This is a genomic window from Tenggerimyces flavus (assembly GCF_016907715.1).
Taxonomy (GTDB): Bacteria; Actinomycetota; Actinomycetes; order Propionibacteriales; family Actinopolymorphaceae; genus Tenggerimyces; species Tenggerimyces flavus.
Window position 1 is genome coordinate 4,118,962 of the sequence record NZ_JAFBCM010000001.1, and the last position, 15,316, is coordinate 4,134,277.

General features: G+C 68.9%; 15 protein-coding genes. 10 read left to right on the top strand and 5 right to left on the bottom strand.

The window, feature by feature from the left end; all coding sequences use genetic code 11:
* Positions 1–114: 114 nt before the first annotated feature.
* On the top strand, positions 115–1,524 hold the full coding sequence (locus JOD67_RS19245) for an APC family permease (protein WP_205118991.1): 1,410 nt from the start codon (positions 115–117) through the stop codon (positions 1,522–1,524).
* Here JOD67_RS19245 and JOD67_RS19250 read toward each other — a convergent pair.
* A complete protein-coding gene (locus JOD67_RS19250; RefSeq protein WP_205118992.1) occupies positions 1,521–2,327 on the bottom strand; it encodes a helix-turn-helix transcriptional regulator in 807 nt (268 codons plus the stop codon). The genes JOD67_RS19245 and JOD67_RS19250 overlap by 4 nt on opposite strands.
* Before the next feature lie 101 nt (positions 2,328–2,428).
* On the opposite strand from JOD67_RS19250, the gene JOD67_RS19255 reads away from it, so the two are divergent.
* A complete protein-coding gene (locus JOD67_RS19255) occupies positions 2,429–3,223 on the top strand; it encodes an SDR family NAD(P)-dependent oxidoreductase (protein ID WP_205118993.1) in 795 nt (264 codons plus the stop codon).
* Here JOD67_RS19255 and JOD67_RS41970 read toward each other — a convergent pair.
* Positions 3,220–4,194, bottom strand: a complete 975-nt coding sequence (locus tag JOD67_RS41970) for a helix-turn-helix transcriptional regulator (protein WP_205118994.1) — start codon at positions 4,192–4,194, stop codon at positions 3,220–3,222. The two genes, JOD67_RS19255 and JOD67_RS41970, sit on opposite strands and share 4 nt — an antisense overlap.
* A gap of 115 nt (positions 4,195–4,309) precedes the next feature.
* Here JOD67_RS41970 and JOD67_RS19265 point away from each other — a divergent pair, with 115 nt between their 5' ends.
* Positions 4,310–4,609, top strand: coding sequence for a hypothetical protein (locus tag JOD67_RS19265; RefSeq protein ID WP_205118995.1), 300 nt, complete (start codon positions 4,310–4,312; stop codon positions 4,607–4,609).
* 12 nt (positions 4,610–4,621) lie between these two features.
* Here JOD67_RS19265 and JOD67_RS19270 read toward each other — a convergent pair whose 3' ends face one another.
* The gene (locus tag JOD67_RS19270) at positions 4,622–5,551 is read right to left on the bottom strand and encodes a helix-turn-helix transcriptional regulator (protein WP_205118996.1); all 930 of its coding nucleotides are present in this window, start codon (positions 5,549–5,551) and stop codon (positions 4,622–4,624) included.
* Between the two features lie 61 nt (positions 5,552–5,612).
* Between JOD67_RS19270 and JOD67_RS19275 the strand changes: the two genes are divergently transcribed.
* The 7 genes from JOD67_RS19275 to JOD67_RS19305 all read left to right on the top strand — a co-directional run bounded on the left by JOD67_RS19275 (position 5,613) and on the right by JOD67_RS19305 (position 11,899).
* Positions 5,613–6,605, top strand: a complete 993-nt coding sequence (locus tag JOD67_RS19275) for an ABC transporter ATP-binding protein (RefSeq protein WP_239553915.1) — start codon at positions 5,613–5,615, stop codon at positions 6,603–6,605.
* Positions 6,602–7,399, top strand: coding sequence for an ABC transporter permease (locus JOD67_RS19280; protein ID WP_205118997.1), 798 nt, complete (start codon positions 6,602–6,604; stop codon positions 7,397–7,399). Before JOD67_RS19275 ends, JOD67_RS19280 begins: the two co-directional genes overlap by 4 nt.
* Positions 7,396–8,181: an ABC transporter permease gene (locus tag JOD67_RS19285; RefSeq protein ID WP_205118998.1), complete on the top strand. Its 786-nt coding sequence runs from the start codon at positions 7,396–7,398 to the stop codon at positions 8,179–8,181. The genes JOD67_RS19280 and JOD67_RS19285 overlap by 4 nt, the downstream gene beginning before the upstream one ends.
* Positions 8,182–8,240: 59 nt before the next feature.
* Positions 8,241–9,443: an MFS transporter gene (locus JOD67_RS19290; protein ID WP_205118999.1), complete on the top strand. Its 1,203-nt coding sequence runs from the start codon at positions 8,241–8,243 to the stop codon at positions 9,441–9,443.
* 77 nt (positions 9,444–9,520) lie between these two features.
* Complete coding sequence (locus JOD67_RS19295; protein WP_205119000.1) at positions 9,521–10,594, top strand: hypothetical protein; 1,074 nt, start codon at positions 9,521–9,523, stop codon at positions 10,592–10,594.
* A 55-nt stretch (positions 10,595–10,649) separates the two neighbouring features.
* Positions 10,650–11,201: a sigma-70 family RNA polymerase sigma factor gene (locus JOD67_RS19300; RefSeq protein ID WP_205119001.1), complete on the top strand. Its 552-nt coding sequence runs from the start codon at positions 10,650–10,652 to the stop codon at positions 11,199–11,201.
* On the top strand, positions 11,198–11,899 hold the full coding sequence (locus JOD67_RS19305; protein ID WP_205119002.1) for an anti-sigma factor family protein: 702 nt from the start codon (positions 11,198–11,200) through the stop codon (positions 11,897–11,899). Before JOD67_RS19300 ends, JOD67_RS19305 begins: the two co-directional genes overlap by 4 nt.
* Before the next feature lie 104 nt (positions 11,900–12,003).
* Here JOD67_RS19305 and JOD67_RS19310 read toward each other — a convergent pair whose 3' ends face one another.
* Together JOD67_RS19310 and JOD67_RS19315 are read right to left on the bottom strand one after the other, a co-directional pair.
* Positions 12,004–14,457 carry a DNA gyrase/topoisomerase IV subunit A gene (locus JOD67_RS19310; protein WP_205119003.1) on the bottom strand — a complete coding sequence of 818 codons (2,454 nt, stop codon included), beginning with the start codon at positions 14,455–14,457 and terminating at the stop codon, positions 12,004–12,006.
* An 88-nt stretch (positions 14,458–14,545) separates the two neighbouring features.
* On the bottom strand, positions 14,546–15,313 hold the full coding sequence (locus tag JOD67_RS19315) for a YidC/Oxa1 family membrane protein insertase (protein WP_205119004.1): 768 nt from the start codon (positions 15,311–15,313) through the stop codon (positions 14,546–14,548).
* Between the last annotated feature and the right edge of the window lie 3 nt (positions 15,314–15,316).

The following is a 15,316-nucleotide window of genomic DNA, read 5'->3' on the forward strand; positions in this document are numbered from 1 at the left end:
GTTGAGGAGGGAGTCCTATTTGGGGTCGAGTAACAAGTCTCATCAAGATCAGGTTCAGGGGTTTACGCCAAGGCGCCGATCGGGCACTCTCAGCTCAACTCGTAGGGAGGCCATATGTCCGAGTCCGTCACTGCACCGTCGCAGCCCGGCTCGCAGCCGGAGCTCAAGCGCGTCATCGGTCCCAAGCTCCTGCTGTTCTTCGTCGTCGGGGACATCCTGGGCACCGGCATCTACGCCTTGACCGGCACGGTCGCCGGCAAGGTGGGAGGCGCGGCTTGGCTGTCGTTCGGTCTCGCTTTCATCGTCGCCTTGTTCACCGCCACCTCGTACCTGGAGCTCGTTGGCAAGTATCCGAAGGCAGCGGGCGCGGCGCTCTATACGCACAAGGCGTTCGGCATCCACCTGCTGACGTTCATGGTCGCGTTCACGGTGATGTCGTCCGGCCTCACCTCGGCCGCAGCGGCGTCACGCGCGTTCGGCGGGACCTATCTGCAGGAGCTGGTCGGAGAGTTCAGCAACGGAACGACGATCCTCGTCGCCATCGCCTTCCTGGCCGTGCTCGCCGGGATCAACTTCCGCGGCGTCGCGGAGTCGGTCTACCTGAACGTGATCCTCACCTGCGTCGAGCTGTCCGGTCTGCTCATCATCATCGTGCTGGGCTTCATGGCGTTCGGCGAAGGCGTCGCCGACGCGAGCCGGGCGTTCGAGTTCAACGAGGGCAACACGTTCAACCTCGTCATCGGTGGCGCGGCGCTCGCGTTCTTCGCGATGGTCGGGTTCGAGGACTCGGTCAACATGGCCGAGGAGACGAACGATCCGCCGCGGACGTTCCCGCGCGCGTTGTTCGCCGGCATCCTCATCACCGGTGTCATCTACATGCTGGTGGCGTTCTTCGCGACCGCGATCGTGCCGCTGAACGTGCTCGGCGAGTCGACCGGCCCGCTGCTCGAGATCGTCAAGATCGCTGCGGTCGGTTTCCCGCTCTGGCTGTTCGCGCTGATCGCCTTGTTCGCCGTGACGAACTCCGCCTTGATCAACCTGATGATGGCCTCGCGGCTGATCTACGGGATGGCGAACCAGAAGGTCATCCCGCGCTGGCTGGGCAACGTGCACCCGTTCCGGCGTACGCCCTGGGTCGCCATCATCTTCACCACCCTGTTGGCGATGGGGCTGACGACGTCGAGCCAGATCTCGGTGCTCGGTGGAACGACCGCGCTGCTGCTGCTCGCGGTGTTCGCGATCGTCAACGGCGCCGTGCTGATCCTGCGGCGCGACCCGGTGTCGCATTACCACTTCAAGGCGCCGACGGTCTTCCCGATCCTCGGCATCATCTGCTGCGTCTACCTGGTCATCCCCGGGTTGTCGGGCCGTCCGGCGATCCAGTACATCGTCGCCGGCGTCCTGTTGGGGATCGGGCTGATCCTGTGGCTGGTGACGTGGATCTTCCACGGCCGGAAGACGTCGACGATCGACCCGACGCAACTGTCGGAGGAGCCCGAGCTTCCCCCGGAGATGCGGCGCTAGAGCAGTTGCAACGCGGCTTCTGAAGGCGACCCCGGTTCGGCGGAGTAGAGCAACATCCGCTGGCCGGGGTCGTCTGGCAGTTCCATCGACTCCTCATCGACGGTGAGCACGCCCACGGTCGGGTGGTGGAGGTCGTGCCGGCCGAACGCGCAGCTGCGGACCTGGTGCTTGGACCACAGCGTCGCGAACTCGTCGCTGCGCATCGACAGGTCGCCGATCAGCTCGGCGAGGGCGGGGTCGTCGGCGTGCTGGCCGGCGAGAAGGCGCAAGCAGGCAACGGTTTCGCGGGCCTGCCGTCCCCAGTCGACGAACAGCTCGCGGATGTGCGGGTCGAAGAATGTGATCCGCGCGAGGTTCGGCCGCTCGCCGTACGGGAGGTGCGCGGCGAGCAGCAGGTGCGCGCGACGGTTCCACGCCAGCACGTCCATCCGGCGGCCGATCACGAGCGCCGGGACGTTCAACGCCGACACGAGCTGGGCGACGCTGGGTCGCAGCCGCTCCAGACGCGGGCGGCGTCTCGCTGGGGTCGCGGGGCGGGCCAGGTCGAGCAGGTGCTCCCGTTCGTGCTCGTCCAGCCGCAACGCCCGCGCGATCGCGTCCAGCACCGCGTTCGACGCGTTCTGGCTCAGGCCCTGCTCGAGCCGGGTGTAGTACGCCGGGCTCACCCCGGCCAGTTGGGCGAGCTCCTCGCGGCGCAGTCCCGGCACCCGCCGCCGCCCTATGTCGGCGAGCCCGACGTCGGACGGGCGCAGCTGGGCGCGCCGCGTCCGCAGGAAGTCGCCCAGCGAGGTGCTCGTCTCCACCCACCCAGTATCGCCCGAGTCGACGCGGCGAGCCTGACCCTGCCAGTGGTACGAACGACGAGTGCTGGTTGCCGTACGGCCTGCCCAGCACGCTGGAGCGCATGGACCTCCACCTCACCGACAAGACCGCGCTGGTCACCGGATCGACCCAGGGCATCGGCTTCGCCGTCGCCACCGGCCTCGCCCGGGAGGGCGCGACCGTCATCCTGAACGGCCGCGACGAGACCCGGCTCGCCGACGCGCACAAGCGGCTGCTCGACCTCGTTCCTGGTGCTGACGTCCGTACGGTCGCCGCCGACGTCACGACCGTCGAGGGCAGCCAGGCGTTGACGGCCGCCGAGCCGGACGTCGACATCCTCGTCAACAACGTCGCGATCTCCGCCTTCGCCGCGTTCCCCGACGTGACCGACGAGGAATGGACGCGCTACTTCGACACGAACGTGCTGAGCACGATCCGCCTCACCCGCCATTACCTCCCGGGAATGCTTGCTCGAAAGCAAGGTCGAATGCTTTTCGTCTCCGCGGACTCGGCCGTCACCAGCGACGCGGACATGCTGCCGTACGCGATGACGAAGAGCGCGCTGCTCACGGTGGCCCGCGGCATCGCCGAGCTGACGAAGGGTACGGAGGTCACTGTCAACTCCGTGTTGGCAGGGCCGGTGGCCACCGAGGGCGCGCTCGAGTTCATCCGCGAATCCGCCGAGGAACAAGGGCGTTCGGCGGAGGAGGTCGAGGCAGCGTACTTCGACGAGTTCCGCCCGACCTCGCTGCTGCGGCGTCCCGCGACGCCGGAGGAGCTGGCGAGCCTCGTCGTCTACCTGAGCAGCCCGCTCGCCGTGTCGACGAACGGCGCCGCCGTGCACGCCGAGGGCGGCACGATCCGGACGATCGCCTAGCCCGTACCGGCGATGCGGGAGAGCAGCACACCCCGCGTCGCCGAACCGGTCTTGGCGAGGATCGCCTTCACGTGGTCGTTCACGGTGTGCTCCGACAGCACGAACGTGCGCGCGAGCTGCCGCGTGTCGGCGCCAGTGCAGAGCTCGGCAAGCACCTCTCGTTCGCGGCCGCTGAGCCCGTGCGCCAGCGCGAACACCTCCAGCCGTTCCGCCGGCGTGCAGGTCTCGATGCTCACCGCGAGGTCGCCGCCCTCGGACAGCCGCGATGCTCGCAACGTCGCCCACCGCCCGCCGCCGAGGTGCACCCGCGACCACGCCGGCATGCTCGCGCTGACCAACGCCGCCGCGACGTTGTACGCGGCGGCGGGGATTGCCGGGATCGGGTCGTCCGGCGGGTTCAGCCGGTGCAGCGTCTCCACCGCGGCAGACGTCTGCTGGCGCACGTGCAGATCGGGGCCGAGCACGAGCACCGACGGCCCGTCGTGCGGGGTCATCGAACCGGGAAGGAACGTCCTCGCCTGCGCGCGCCGGAGCCCCTCAGTCACCGGCCGAACGAACGAGTCGAGCAGTGCCCGTTCGGCCGACGCGAAGGGCGTCGTCCGCCACAGGTCCAGCCAAGCCCAGCAGCCGAACCGGTCGTGGAACACCACTGTCGCCACGTCGACGATCGCCGGGTCGTGCCACGTCCCATCGGTCTCGTGCAGGAACCGCACCGACGCCCCGGCGTCCATCACCGTGGTCCAGCGCGTCGACTCCGCGAGATAACGCCACCGGATCAGGTCGGGCAGGTCGGGCCACGACAACCCGGGAACGTCGGCCAACGGAGACGTTCCCACTCGGGTGACGGGATCGGTCAACACCCACACCTGCGCGTCGAACGGCACCGCGCGCCGCACCTCGGCGAGCACCCGCTCGCGCAACGACTTCGCGTCGAGCGTGCCTGCACAGAGCCGTTCGACTCGCTCGAGCACACAGCGCAGCCTAGGGGACCTGGAACGTCCGTTCGGGCTGGTGAGGTATCACCTGTATCGGGATCCCCAGCATTCGGGATGGTCCCGGGTCGCCAGCGGGAGCATGCTGCGAGACATGTTCACCCTCCACATACAGAACGAGATCGCGTCCTTCTCCGCTTGGACGAACGCCTTCGACCGCTACGACAAGGCGCGCCGCGACCACGGGGTGCTCGCGTACCGGATCACCCAGCCAGTCGACGACGAGCACCTCGTCTACATCGAGCTCGACTTCGCCACCCGCGAGGACGCCACGGGGTTCGTCGCGCTGCTGGAGAGGATCTGGCAGACACCGCTCTCCCAGGGCGTCAGCGCCACCCACACCGCACCGGAGCTGCGCGAGGTACGTGTCCAGCAGCAGCTCGTCGTAGCCTGACACCGCACCAGCTCAGGAGTGGGATTCGGCAATCCTGCTTGCGGCCTGACGCACCATCGTCGACAGCTCCGGCGGTGCGACGACCACGGCGTCACCGGCCTGGGCAAGCACGGCGGCGCAGGCCTCGTCGGCGTTCTCGAGGTCCGCCTCGACCACGGACCAACCGTCGACGTCCGACACCACGGGTCCGATGGCCTTGAACCGCCGGACGGCATGGCCACGTACCCGCAGCACGATCCGGTACGACGGAAGGGACGCCTGGAACAGCCGTTGAGCCTCGTCCCAATGCCGGGCCAGATCGAAGTCGCGAGGCCTCGTGAACGCCTCGTCGGTCAACGACGCCGACGTCACCCGGCTCAGTCGATACGTACGCACCGCACCATCCGGTCGGGTCGCGACCAGATACCACGTGCGTGCCTTGGCGACGAGGCCGAGCGGCGCGACAGTGAAGGGTTCCGCCGGATCGCGATAGGTGATCGAGAGACGCCGCTCCGCCCAGATCGCCTGCCGGCAATGGTTCAGCCAGCGCGGCGCCTCCCGGTGGTCGTCCCAGCCCGCGTGGTCGATCAGGAGCCGTTGGCGAGCGAACTCGGCGTCGCGCCGGGCCGGCTCGGGCAGCGTGGCGATGAGCTTGGCCATGGCCTGGTCGCTGGACGCGTCGATGCCCAGATCGGCGAGGACATGCGCGGTCGCGCCGACGAATACCGACATCACCTCGGCCGGCGTGAGGCCGGTGAGGCGGGTCCGGTAGTCGGGGAGGAGCGCCCAGCCGCCACCCCGGCCGCGCACCGAATAGACCGGGACGCCGGCGAGGCTCAGGGCGTCCAGGTCGCGTTGGACGGTACGCGGCGAGACCTCCAGCAGCCGCGCGAGCTGGACCACGGTCGACTGACCGCGGGTCTGCAGGTGCAGCAGGAGTCGGAGGAGCCGTTCGGCACGCACGGATCCACTCTCGCAGAAAAATAAGACATCAGGTGGCGCCTTTTCTTCCTACGGTCGACCCATGAGCGTTGCTGGAGCAGCTGTGGTCGTGGAGGACCTGTGCATGACGTACCGGGCGCCGATCCGGGGGTCGGGGTGGAAGGAGACGCTGGGATCGGTCTTCCACCGGCGCTATCGAGAGGTGCCGGCCGTACGGAACGCCTCGTTCGTCCTCGCCCCCGGTGAGGTCGTCGGCTTCATCGGTCCGAACGGGGCCGGCAAGACGACGACGATGAAGATCCTCTCCGGGCTGCTGCACGCCACGTCCGGGCAGGTACGGGTGCTGGGACATTCGCCGTGGCAGCGCCGGGCGGACTTCCTCCGCCGGATCGCCTTCATCCGCGGGAGCCAGCCAGTGGGTGGACCCCAGGAGCTCACCGTTCTGGACACCCTGCGGTACCAGCGGTTGCTCTACGAGGTTCCGCCGGCCGAGTACCAACGTAGCCTCGACGAGCTCACCGACCTGCTCGACCTCGAGGAGCTGCTGGCGCGCCAGCTCCGAGCCTTGAGCCTGGGCGAGAAGATGCGTGCCGGCCTGGCCCTCTCGCTGGTGTACAGGCCGCAGGTGATGTTCCTCGACGAGCCGACGCTGGGGCTGGACGTCACCGGCGCGACCACGATGCGCCGGTTCGTCGCCGAGTACGCCCAGCAGACCGGCGCGACCGTCCTGCTGACCAGCCACTACCTGGCCGACGTCGCCACGCTGTGCCCGCGGCTCGTTCTCATCGACAAGGGCAGCGTGCAGTACGACGGACGGCTCGACGACCTGGCGGCGAAGCTGTCGCCGTACAAGCTCGTCCGACTGACCGCGCCGAACGCCGACGAGGAACGGCTCCGGCAGGCAGGCGACGTCATCGAGGCGTCGAACGGGACGTGGGTCCTCCGGGTGCCGCGCGAGGACGTCGCCCGAACCACCGCCCGGCTCCTCACCGAGCTCGACGTCGCGGATCTCGCCGTCGAGGAGGCCTCCCTCGACGTGGTCATCGATCGCGCGTACCGGGAGGGCGTCGGATGACCGCCGCCACCCGCTCGATGGCAGGCCGCCTACCGCTCCTGATCGCCCTGCGGATCCGCATGGAGGTGCTCGAGTGGTCCGGCAGCTGGTGGTTCCTGCTCACGTTGGTCGTCCAGGCGATCCTCGGCCCGCTGATCGGCATGTTCGTCTGGTCGGCGGTCTATCCCGACGACCCCTATGTCGCGACCTACTACGTCGCGCTGTTGCTGGTCACCGTGATGACGGAGTCGTTCGAGCAGTTCACGTTCTCCGAGAAGGTGTACGACGGAACGATCAGCCACGACCTGCTGCGGCCGCAGCCAGTCGTCGTCAACGTGATCGGCACCAATCTCGCGATCCGTCTCTGGCTGATGATCATGGGGATTCCCCTTGCACTGTTGACAGGGCTCGCGTTCGGCGTCTCGTTGACCTGGACCGCTGTCCTGGCAGCGGTTCCGGTCTTCGTGCTGGCAGCGACGCTCAGCTTCTGCTGGATCTTCCTGCTTTCCCTCACCGCGTTCTGGACCGAACGCGTGCACGCGATCGTGGGCTTCGGCTGGGCGCTGAACACCTTGCTGGGCGGCACGATCGCACCATTGGCGTTCCTGCCGGGGCCGCTGCGCGAGGTCGGTCAGGTGCTCCCGTTCTACGGAATGCTGGGTCTGCCGGCCGACGTCGCCGCGGGCCGCGTGCACGGCCTGGCCCCGCTGCTCACCGGCCTCGGCTACCAGGCCGCCTGGATCACGGTGTTCGTCGTCGCCGCCGTCCTCCTGTGGCGCGCCGGGGTCCGTCGCTACACGGTGGTGGGCGCATGAAACTGCTCAGGCTCTTCGCCGCCGGGTTCAGCAGATCCGCGCAAGCCACGCTCACGTTCCGGATCAACCTGCTCTTCGACATCGTGCAGTCGGTCATCGGCCTTCTCGCCAGCCTCGCGACCGTGTTCGTGGTGTACGCGCGCACCGACTCGTTGGCCGGCTGGACCGAAGCCGAGGCCTACGTGCTGATCGGCACGTTCCAACTGCTCAGCAGTCTGAAGAGCACGTTCATCGACCCGAACCTCTCCTGGTTTCCGGAGAACGGCATCCGCCAAGGCAAGCTCGACGCGTACCTGCTGCAACCCGCGCCCACGCTCTTCCTCGCCAGCCTGGCCAGGTCCACCCCACTGGCCCTCATCCGGTTCGTCCTCGGCACGGTCGTCATCGTCCTCGGAGTCAGCGGCCAGGGACGACTTCCCACGCCCGGCGCGATCCTGGCCTGGATCGTGACCCTCGCCGCCGCGCTCGCGGTCACCTGGGCGATGGGCGTCCTCCTCGCCTGCCTCGCGTTCTGGGCGCCTCGTCTCCAGCTCGACGTCTTCTACGGCTCCGCATGGGAGCTCGGCCGCTATCCCACCGACATCTACCGCCGGCCCCTGCGCTTCGTCCTCACCTACGTGTTCCCGCTCGCCCTCATCGCCACCGTCCCCACCACCACGCTCCTCGGCGGACCACGCCTCGTGCTCCTGGTGCCCTGCGTGATCGGGGCCGCGATCGCCTGCTGCCTCGCCGTCGGGTGCTGGCGCCTCGGCCTCCGCCGCTACACCGGGGCGACGTCCTGACGTTTCGTCTCCAGCCGAAACTCTGGTCCGCGGCGATGACGACCGTCAGGCTCTCCGTCGTGAGCACTTACGGCGATGTCTTCCGGCGGACCGAGTTCCGCAACCTCTGGATCAGCAGCGCGCTCGGCAACGCGGCGGCGACGATGACGAGCCTGACCCTCGCCACGCTGGTGCACGAGCAGACCGGTTCCGCGCTGCTGAGCGCGCTGATCATGTTCGGCCCGTTGCTCGCGCAGATGCTCGGCGCGACGACCTTGATGTCCGCCGCCGACACCGCCAGCCCGCGGCCGATTCTGGTGTTGCTGGCCCTCGTCACGACCGCTTCGGCCGTGGTGCAAGCCGCGGTTGACATGCCGCCGATGATGCGGCTGCTGGTCACGCTCGCGGTCGCGTACTGCCTGTCGATCGGCGCGGGAGTTCGTTGGGGCTTGCTGAACGACGTGCTGCCGCACGAGGACTTCGTGCTCGGACGTTCGGTGATGAACCTCTCCGTCGGCGCCATGCAGATCGTCGGCTTCGGCGTCGCCGGGATCCTGTTGCAGGTACTGCAGCCGACGCAGGTGTTCTGGCTCGCCGCCGTGCTGTCGTTCGCCGCCGTTCCCGTCCTGCGGTACGGCCTCTCCAAGCGGCCGCCGAGGCGCGCCGCCGCGACGAGCCTGCGCGAGACGTGGCGCGGCAACCGGAAGCTGCTCGCGCACCGCGACACCCGCCTGCTCGTCGTCGCGCTCTGCGTGCCGAACGGGCTGATCGTCGGTTGCGAGGCGCTGTTCGTTCCGTACGCCGGCGACGCCGCGGGCATCCTGTTCGCGACAGGTGCGGCCGGGATGATGTTCGGCGACCTCGCCGCCGGTCGGCTGCTCGGCCAGCGCAGGCGCAAGCGGTGGAACCCGGCGATGCGGATGCTGCTCGCGGTGCCGTTTCTCCCGTTCCTGTTGACACTTCCGGTCTGGCTGGCCGCCGCGCTGGTGGCGATCGGGAGCGTGGGGTACGCGGCATCCCTTGCGCAGCAGGAGGTTCTCGTGAGCGTGACGCCGCCAGAACTGCGCGGCCAGGTCCTGGGACTCGAGTCCGCGCTTCGGATGACGACGTTCGGTGTCTGCGCGGTCGTCGCCGGTGCGGCCGCGGACGTCGCGAACCCCGGCCTGATCATGACGATCTGCGCGGTCGCCTCCCTCACGGTGTCGATCGTGTTGCTCCGCCCGCTGTCCCGCGTCTTGGCCGTCGCGGAGCCGCGCCCGAAGGCGCTGGTCGAAACTGCTTAGGAAATTCTTTGAACCGGTTGGCGGGGTGGGTGCGTGTGCCTGGTGCCGAACGCCAGGAACCGAAGAGGAGAAGCACCATGACACGTACTCGCATCGCCGCCGTTGTCGCCGCCGCCGTGAGCGTTGGCCTGCTCTCCGGTTGCGGCCTGAACCTTCCGAACGCTCTGTCCGCCCAGGGACAGCAGCCTCCGGCCGCGCAGGCCGCCCCCGCGGCGCCGGCCACAGGCACCAAGGTCGTGACCGCCGCGGTCGTCGGTCTGGGTGACGTGCTGGCCGACCAGAACGGGAGAACCCTGTACCTGTTCACTAACGACAAGCGGAACGCCGGGACCTCCGCGTGCGAGGGCGACTGCGCCGAGCAGTGGCCGCCGCTGCTGGTCGAGGGCGGGGTGCAGCTCGAAGGCGTCGACGACAAGCTGCTCGGAACCGCGAAGCGCGCCGACGGCAGCACCCAGGTCACGGTCGGTGGCTGGCCCGCGTACCGCTACAACCAGGACAAGGCGCCGGGTGACGCCAAGGGCCACGGTGTCGGCGGAGTCTGGTTCGCGCTGGGCAAGGCCGGTGAGGCAATGGGCGAGCTGCCCGACCTCGAGGTGCCCGGCGAGCAGCAGGAGCAGCAGCCGGAAGAGCAGCCCGAGCAGGAGCAGCCCCAGCCCCAGCCCGAGCCGGAGCAAGAGCAGCCCGAGCAGGAGCAGCCCCAGGAGCAGGCTCGGCCCGAGCCGCCGACCGACACCCAGGTGAACGTCACGACGATCGACGGTCTCGGCAAGGTCCTTACCGACCAGGACGGCAGGACGCTCTACCTGTTCACCAAGGACAAGAAGAACGCCGGAACGTCCGTCTGCGACGGCGACTGCGCGGAACTGTGGCCGGCGCTGCTGGCCGAGGGCGACGTCGAGCTCGACGGTGTGGACGAGAAGCTGCTGGGTACGGCCGAGCGGTCCGACGGCAGCAAGCAGGTCACGATCGGCGGCTGGCCGGTGTACCGCTACACCAAGGACAAGGCGCCCGGTGACGCGACCGGACACGGTGTCGGCGGAGTCTGGTTCACCATCGAGCCGAACGGCTGCAAGGTCAGCGAGAAGAAGAGCCCGACCAACAACAGCAGCGACGACGAGTCGACCGACGGCAGCGGTGGGTACACGTACTGAGGCGTCGCTAGACTGCCGACGGTCCGGACCCATCTGTTGAAGGAGCCGACCCCCGATGGCCTTCCTGAGCCGCAAGCGTGACGCGGCGGCCGACGAAGCGCTCATCAGGTCGCTCTACGAGGAGCACGGTCGAGCAGTGCTCGCGTACGCCACCCGCCTCACCGGCGATCGGGCAGCCGCCGAGGACGTCGTCCAGGAGACGCTCGTCCGGGCCTGGAAGCATCCCGAGTCGCTGACGAACGGCAAGGGTTCCGTACGCGGGTGGCTGCTGACCGTGGCCCGCAACATCATCACCGATCGCCACCGCCGGCGGGCGGCCCGCCCGCAGGAGGTGGAGGGTCACGAGAACGTCCCGGCGGTCGAAGCAGACCACGCCGACCAGGTGGTCGACCAGGTCGTCGTCGGAGACGCCCTCGAGAAGCTGTCACCAGAACATCGCGAAGTTCTCACCGAGATCTACTACCGCGGCGCCACCGTCACCGAGGCGGCCCAGGCGCTGGGCGTACCGCCAGGAACCGTGAAGTCCCGCACGTACTACGCCCTTCGGGTGCTCCGTGACAGAGCACTCGCGGGGCGTCCCGTCACCGCGGAGGAGGTGGCCAGATGACTCAGCACGACCCAGAGGCGATCGGGGCATATGTCCTCGGAGCGCTCGATGCGGAGGACGTTCCCGCGCTGGAGCGGCACCTGGCGACCTGCCCGCAGTGCCAGGGCGAGTACGCGGCCATGCAGGAGGGACGGATGGCGCTGCACGAGCTGCCGCCGGAGGCGCTCCTCGACGGTCCGCCGGAGGGCGGCGACCTGCTGCTGCAGCGGACGCTGCGGACCGTTCGGACCGAACGCGGCGCGACCGTGAAGCGGCGGACGCTGGCCATCGCGCTCGCGGCCGCCGCGGTGGTGGTCATCGGCGTCGGGGGAGGCGCCGTGGTGGGACGGGTCACCGCGCCGGACAAGGTGATCACGCAGCCGGCACCGACACCGACACCGACACCGGTGCCGGGGACGAGGCAGGTCGAGGCCACCGACGCCGCGACGGGCGCGAGCATGGACCTGACGGTCGTGCCCGCTGCCGGCTGGGTGCGCATCACCGCGGACGTCGCCGGCATCCCGCAGGGCGAACGGTGCCGGATCTACGTCGTCGCCCGCGACGGCAAGCGCGAGCTGGTGGGCAGCTGGCTCGTCTCCGAGACCGGCGCCGCCAAGGGCACCGTGCTCTCCGGCCAGGCGCTCATCGCGCCCGACCAGGTCGCCGGCGTCGAGGTCGAGAACTACTCGGGCCGGAAGTTCGTCCGCGCCAACATCTAGTGATCATGAACGTGATCATGAAGGCGTACCCGTCGTATACGACTAGTTTCCCTTCATGATCACGAACATGATCACGGCCGGGTGGGTGGCGTGGAGCCGGTGGATCAGGCGAGGTCGAGCGGGCCGGACACGGCCGCGATCGGTTGGCTGGCGGGTACGCCGGAGCCGTCCCGCTTGCCAGTCGGCTCGGGCAGCTCCACCGCCGCGCCACTTGCCGCCGCGGCCTTGGCTGGCGCGGGGCCGGCCCAGGCGAGCTGCAGCAGGTCCTCGCCGCGCAGGAAGCGGTGGCACCGTACGCCACCGGTGGCGCGGCCCTTCGGCGGATACTCCGCGTACGGGGCCACCTTGACCGAGCCCGCGTCCGTCCCCGGCAGCGCCGAGTCCGACCCAGCGACGGTCACCACGACCCCGTCCCGTCCGCCGTCGACGGCACCGAAGAACACCACGAGTGCCTTGCCAGTAAGGCGAATCCCCGCCATGCCGCCGGCCGTTCGACCCTGCGGCCGCACCGCCGACGCCGAGAACCGCAGCAGCTGCCCGTCGTTAGTGATGAACACGAGGTCTTCCTCGCCGGTCCGCAGCTCCGTCGCGCCGACCACCGTGTCGCCGTCCTTGAGCCCGATGATCTCCCACGAGTCGCGGTTGGACAGGTGGTCCGGCACGACCCGCTTCACCACGCCCTGCGCCGTGCCCACCGCGAGGCCGGGGGAGTCCGGCTCGAGGGTGGTGAGGCACAACGGACGTTCGCCGCTCTCCAGCGACACGAACTCCGAGATCGGCGCGCCGCCCTGCAGGTTGGGCGCGTTCGCGGTCGGCGGCAACGCCGGCATGTCCAACACACCAAGGCGAATCAGCCGACCCTGGCTGGTCACGACACCGACCTGACCGCGCGCGGTCCCGCGTACGGCCGACAGCACGACGTCGTGCTTCGCCCGCTCGCCCTCGACGCCCAACGGCTCCGCGTCGGTCGTCCGCGCCAGCAGCCCGGTCGACGACAGCAGCACCCAGCACGGGTCGTCCGCGACCTCGAGCGGCACCGCGCTCTTCACCACCTGGCCGGCGGACTCGAGCAGAATCGTCTTGCGGGGCGTGCCGTACGCCTTCGCCACGTCGGCGAGCTCGTCGGACACGATGCCCTTGAGAAGGTTCTCGTCGGCGAGGATGCCGCGCAGCTCGTCGATCGTCCGCTGCAGCTCGTCCTTCTCCTTCTCCAGCTCGATCCGGGAGAACTTCGTCAGCCGCCGCAGCTGCATGTCCAGGATGTACTGCGCCTGCACGTCGGACAGGTCGAAGACGCCCATCAGGCGTTCCTTCGCGATCGACGCGTCGTCGCTGGAACGGACGATCTGGATGACCTCGTCGATGTCGATGATCGCGATCAACAGGCCGTCGACGAGATGCAGCCGGTCGGAGGCCTTGGTGAGCCGGAACTCGGTCCGCCGCCGCACGACGTCGTACCGGTGCCCGAGATAGACCTCGAGCAGTTCCTTCAACCCGAGCGTCCGCGGCTGCCCGTCCACGAGAGCGACGTTGTTGATGTTGAACGACTCTTCCATTGGCGTGACCTTGAAGAGCTGTTCGAGCAATGCCTCAGGGTGGAAGCCGTTCTTGATCTCGATGACCAGTTGCATGCCGCGCTCGCGGTCGGTGAGGTCCTTGAGGTCGGCGATGCCCTGCAGCTTCTTGCTCTGGACGAGCGTCTTGATCCGTTCGATGACACGTTCCGGGCCGACGTTATAGGGCAGCTCGGTGACCACGATGCCCTTGCGACGTGGAGTGACCGCGTCGATCCGCGTGGTCGCGCGCATCTTGAACGCGCCCCGCCCGGTCTCGTACGCGTCGCGGATCCCGTCCAGCCCGACGATCTTGCCGCCGGTCGGCAGGTCGGGGCCGGGGATGAAGCGCATCAGGTCGTCGAGCGTCGCGTCCGGCCGCTTGATCAGGTGCCGCAGGGCCTGCACGACCTCGATCAGGTTGTGCGGCGCCATGTTCGTGGCCATGCCGACCGCGATGCCCGCGGCGCCGTTCACCAGTAGGTTGGGGATCGCGGCCGGCAGGACGACCGGCTCGCTCTCCTTCGCGTCGTAGTTGGGCTTCCAGTCGACGGTGTTCTCTTCGAGGGAGCCGACCATCGCGAGTGCCGGCGGCGCCAGCCGGCACTCGGAGTACCGCATCGCGGCCGGGCCGTCGTCCGGCGATCCGAAGTTGCCGTGGCCGTCGATGTACGGAACGCGCATCACCCAGTGCTGCACCATCCGCACCAGCGCGTCGTAGATCGCGCCGTCGCCGTGCGGGTGCAACTTACCCATGACCTCACCGACGACCCGCGCGCTCTTCACATGCGCACGATCGGGGCGCAGCCCCATGTCGGACATCGTGTAGAGGATGCGCCGCTGGACCGGCTTGAGCCCGTCCCGCGCGTCCGGCAGCGCGCGGGCATAGATCACCGAGTACGCGTACTCGAGGAAGCTCTTGCGCATCTCCTCGCCGACGTCGGTGTCGACGATCTGCTCCTCGAAGTCCTCGGGGAGCTCGGCGGTCTTGGTTCGGCGCGGCATCTGTAGTCCAACACTCCTTGCGGTCAGCGGCCTGCCTATTGTCCCCGGCCAGCGCCGGGGACCACGGTACGAAACGCTGTGTCGTGGGTCATCGGGCGAGTACGGGTGCCCGATATGTCCCGAACACGTGCCGCTCGGCGACCGACCACGCGGTGGTCGTCAGCAGATAGAGCGCGGCGGCGAGCGGAACGAACGCGGCGGCCACGACCGTGCCGAACGGAGCCAGCCGGGACAACGTCCCCATCATGCCCTGCATGGACCGCGCCAGCTCCGGCGACACGTTGTCGGGCATCGCGGTCGGGGTGAGCGCCATGGCCTGCTTGGCCTGCTTCGACGACCACCACGCGACCGCCGCGAGTAGGACGAACAGCGCGCCGAACACGAGCAGGTCGGGCGGCAGCAGTCCGGTCGCGAGGTCGGCGAGCCACCTGTCGCCGAGCGGGACGCCGAGCAGGGTGTGGGTGAGCAGCAGGTTGGCCTGCCCGTTCACGGTCGGGGTGAGGAAGAGCCGGTACATCACCATGAAGATCGGCGCCTGCGCGAGCAGGGGGAGGAAGCCGGCGAACTGCGAGGTCTGGTGGTGCTGGCGGAGGTCGTTCAGCTCCTTCTTCAGCCTCGCGGGGGAGCTCTTGAACTGCTTGCGGAGCTCGAGCTCTCTCGGTCGCATCGCCAGGCGAGCCTTGGTGGCGCGCGCCGCGCGGTAGCTGAGGGGGAGGAGGAGAAGTCGTACGGCAATCGTGACCAGCACGATCGCGCCGGCGGTCGAGGCGTCGCCGAGGATGGGGTGCAGCACATCGCCGACGGCCGCGACCACACGGGAGGCGACATCGACGGCAGGGTCGAGGAAGGTGAGCACGGT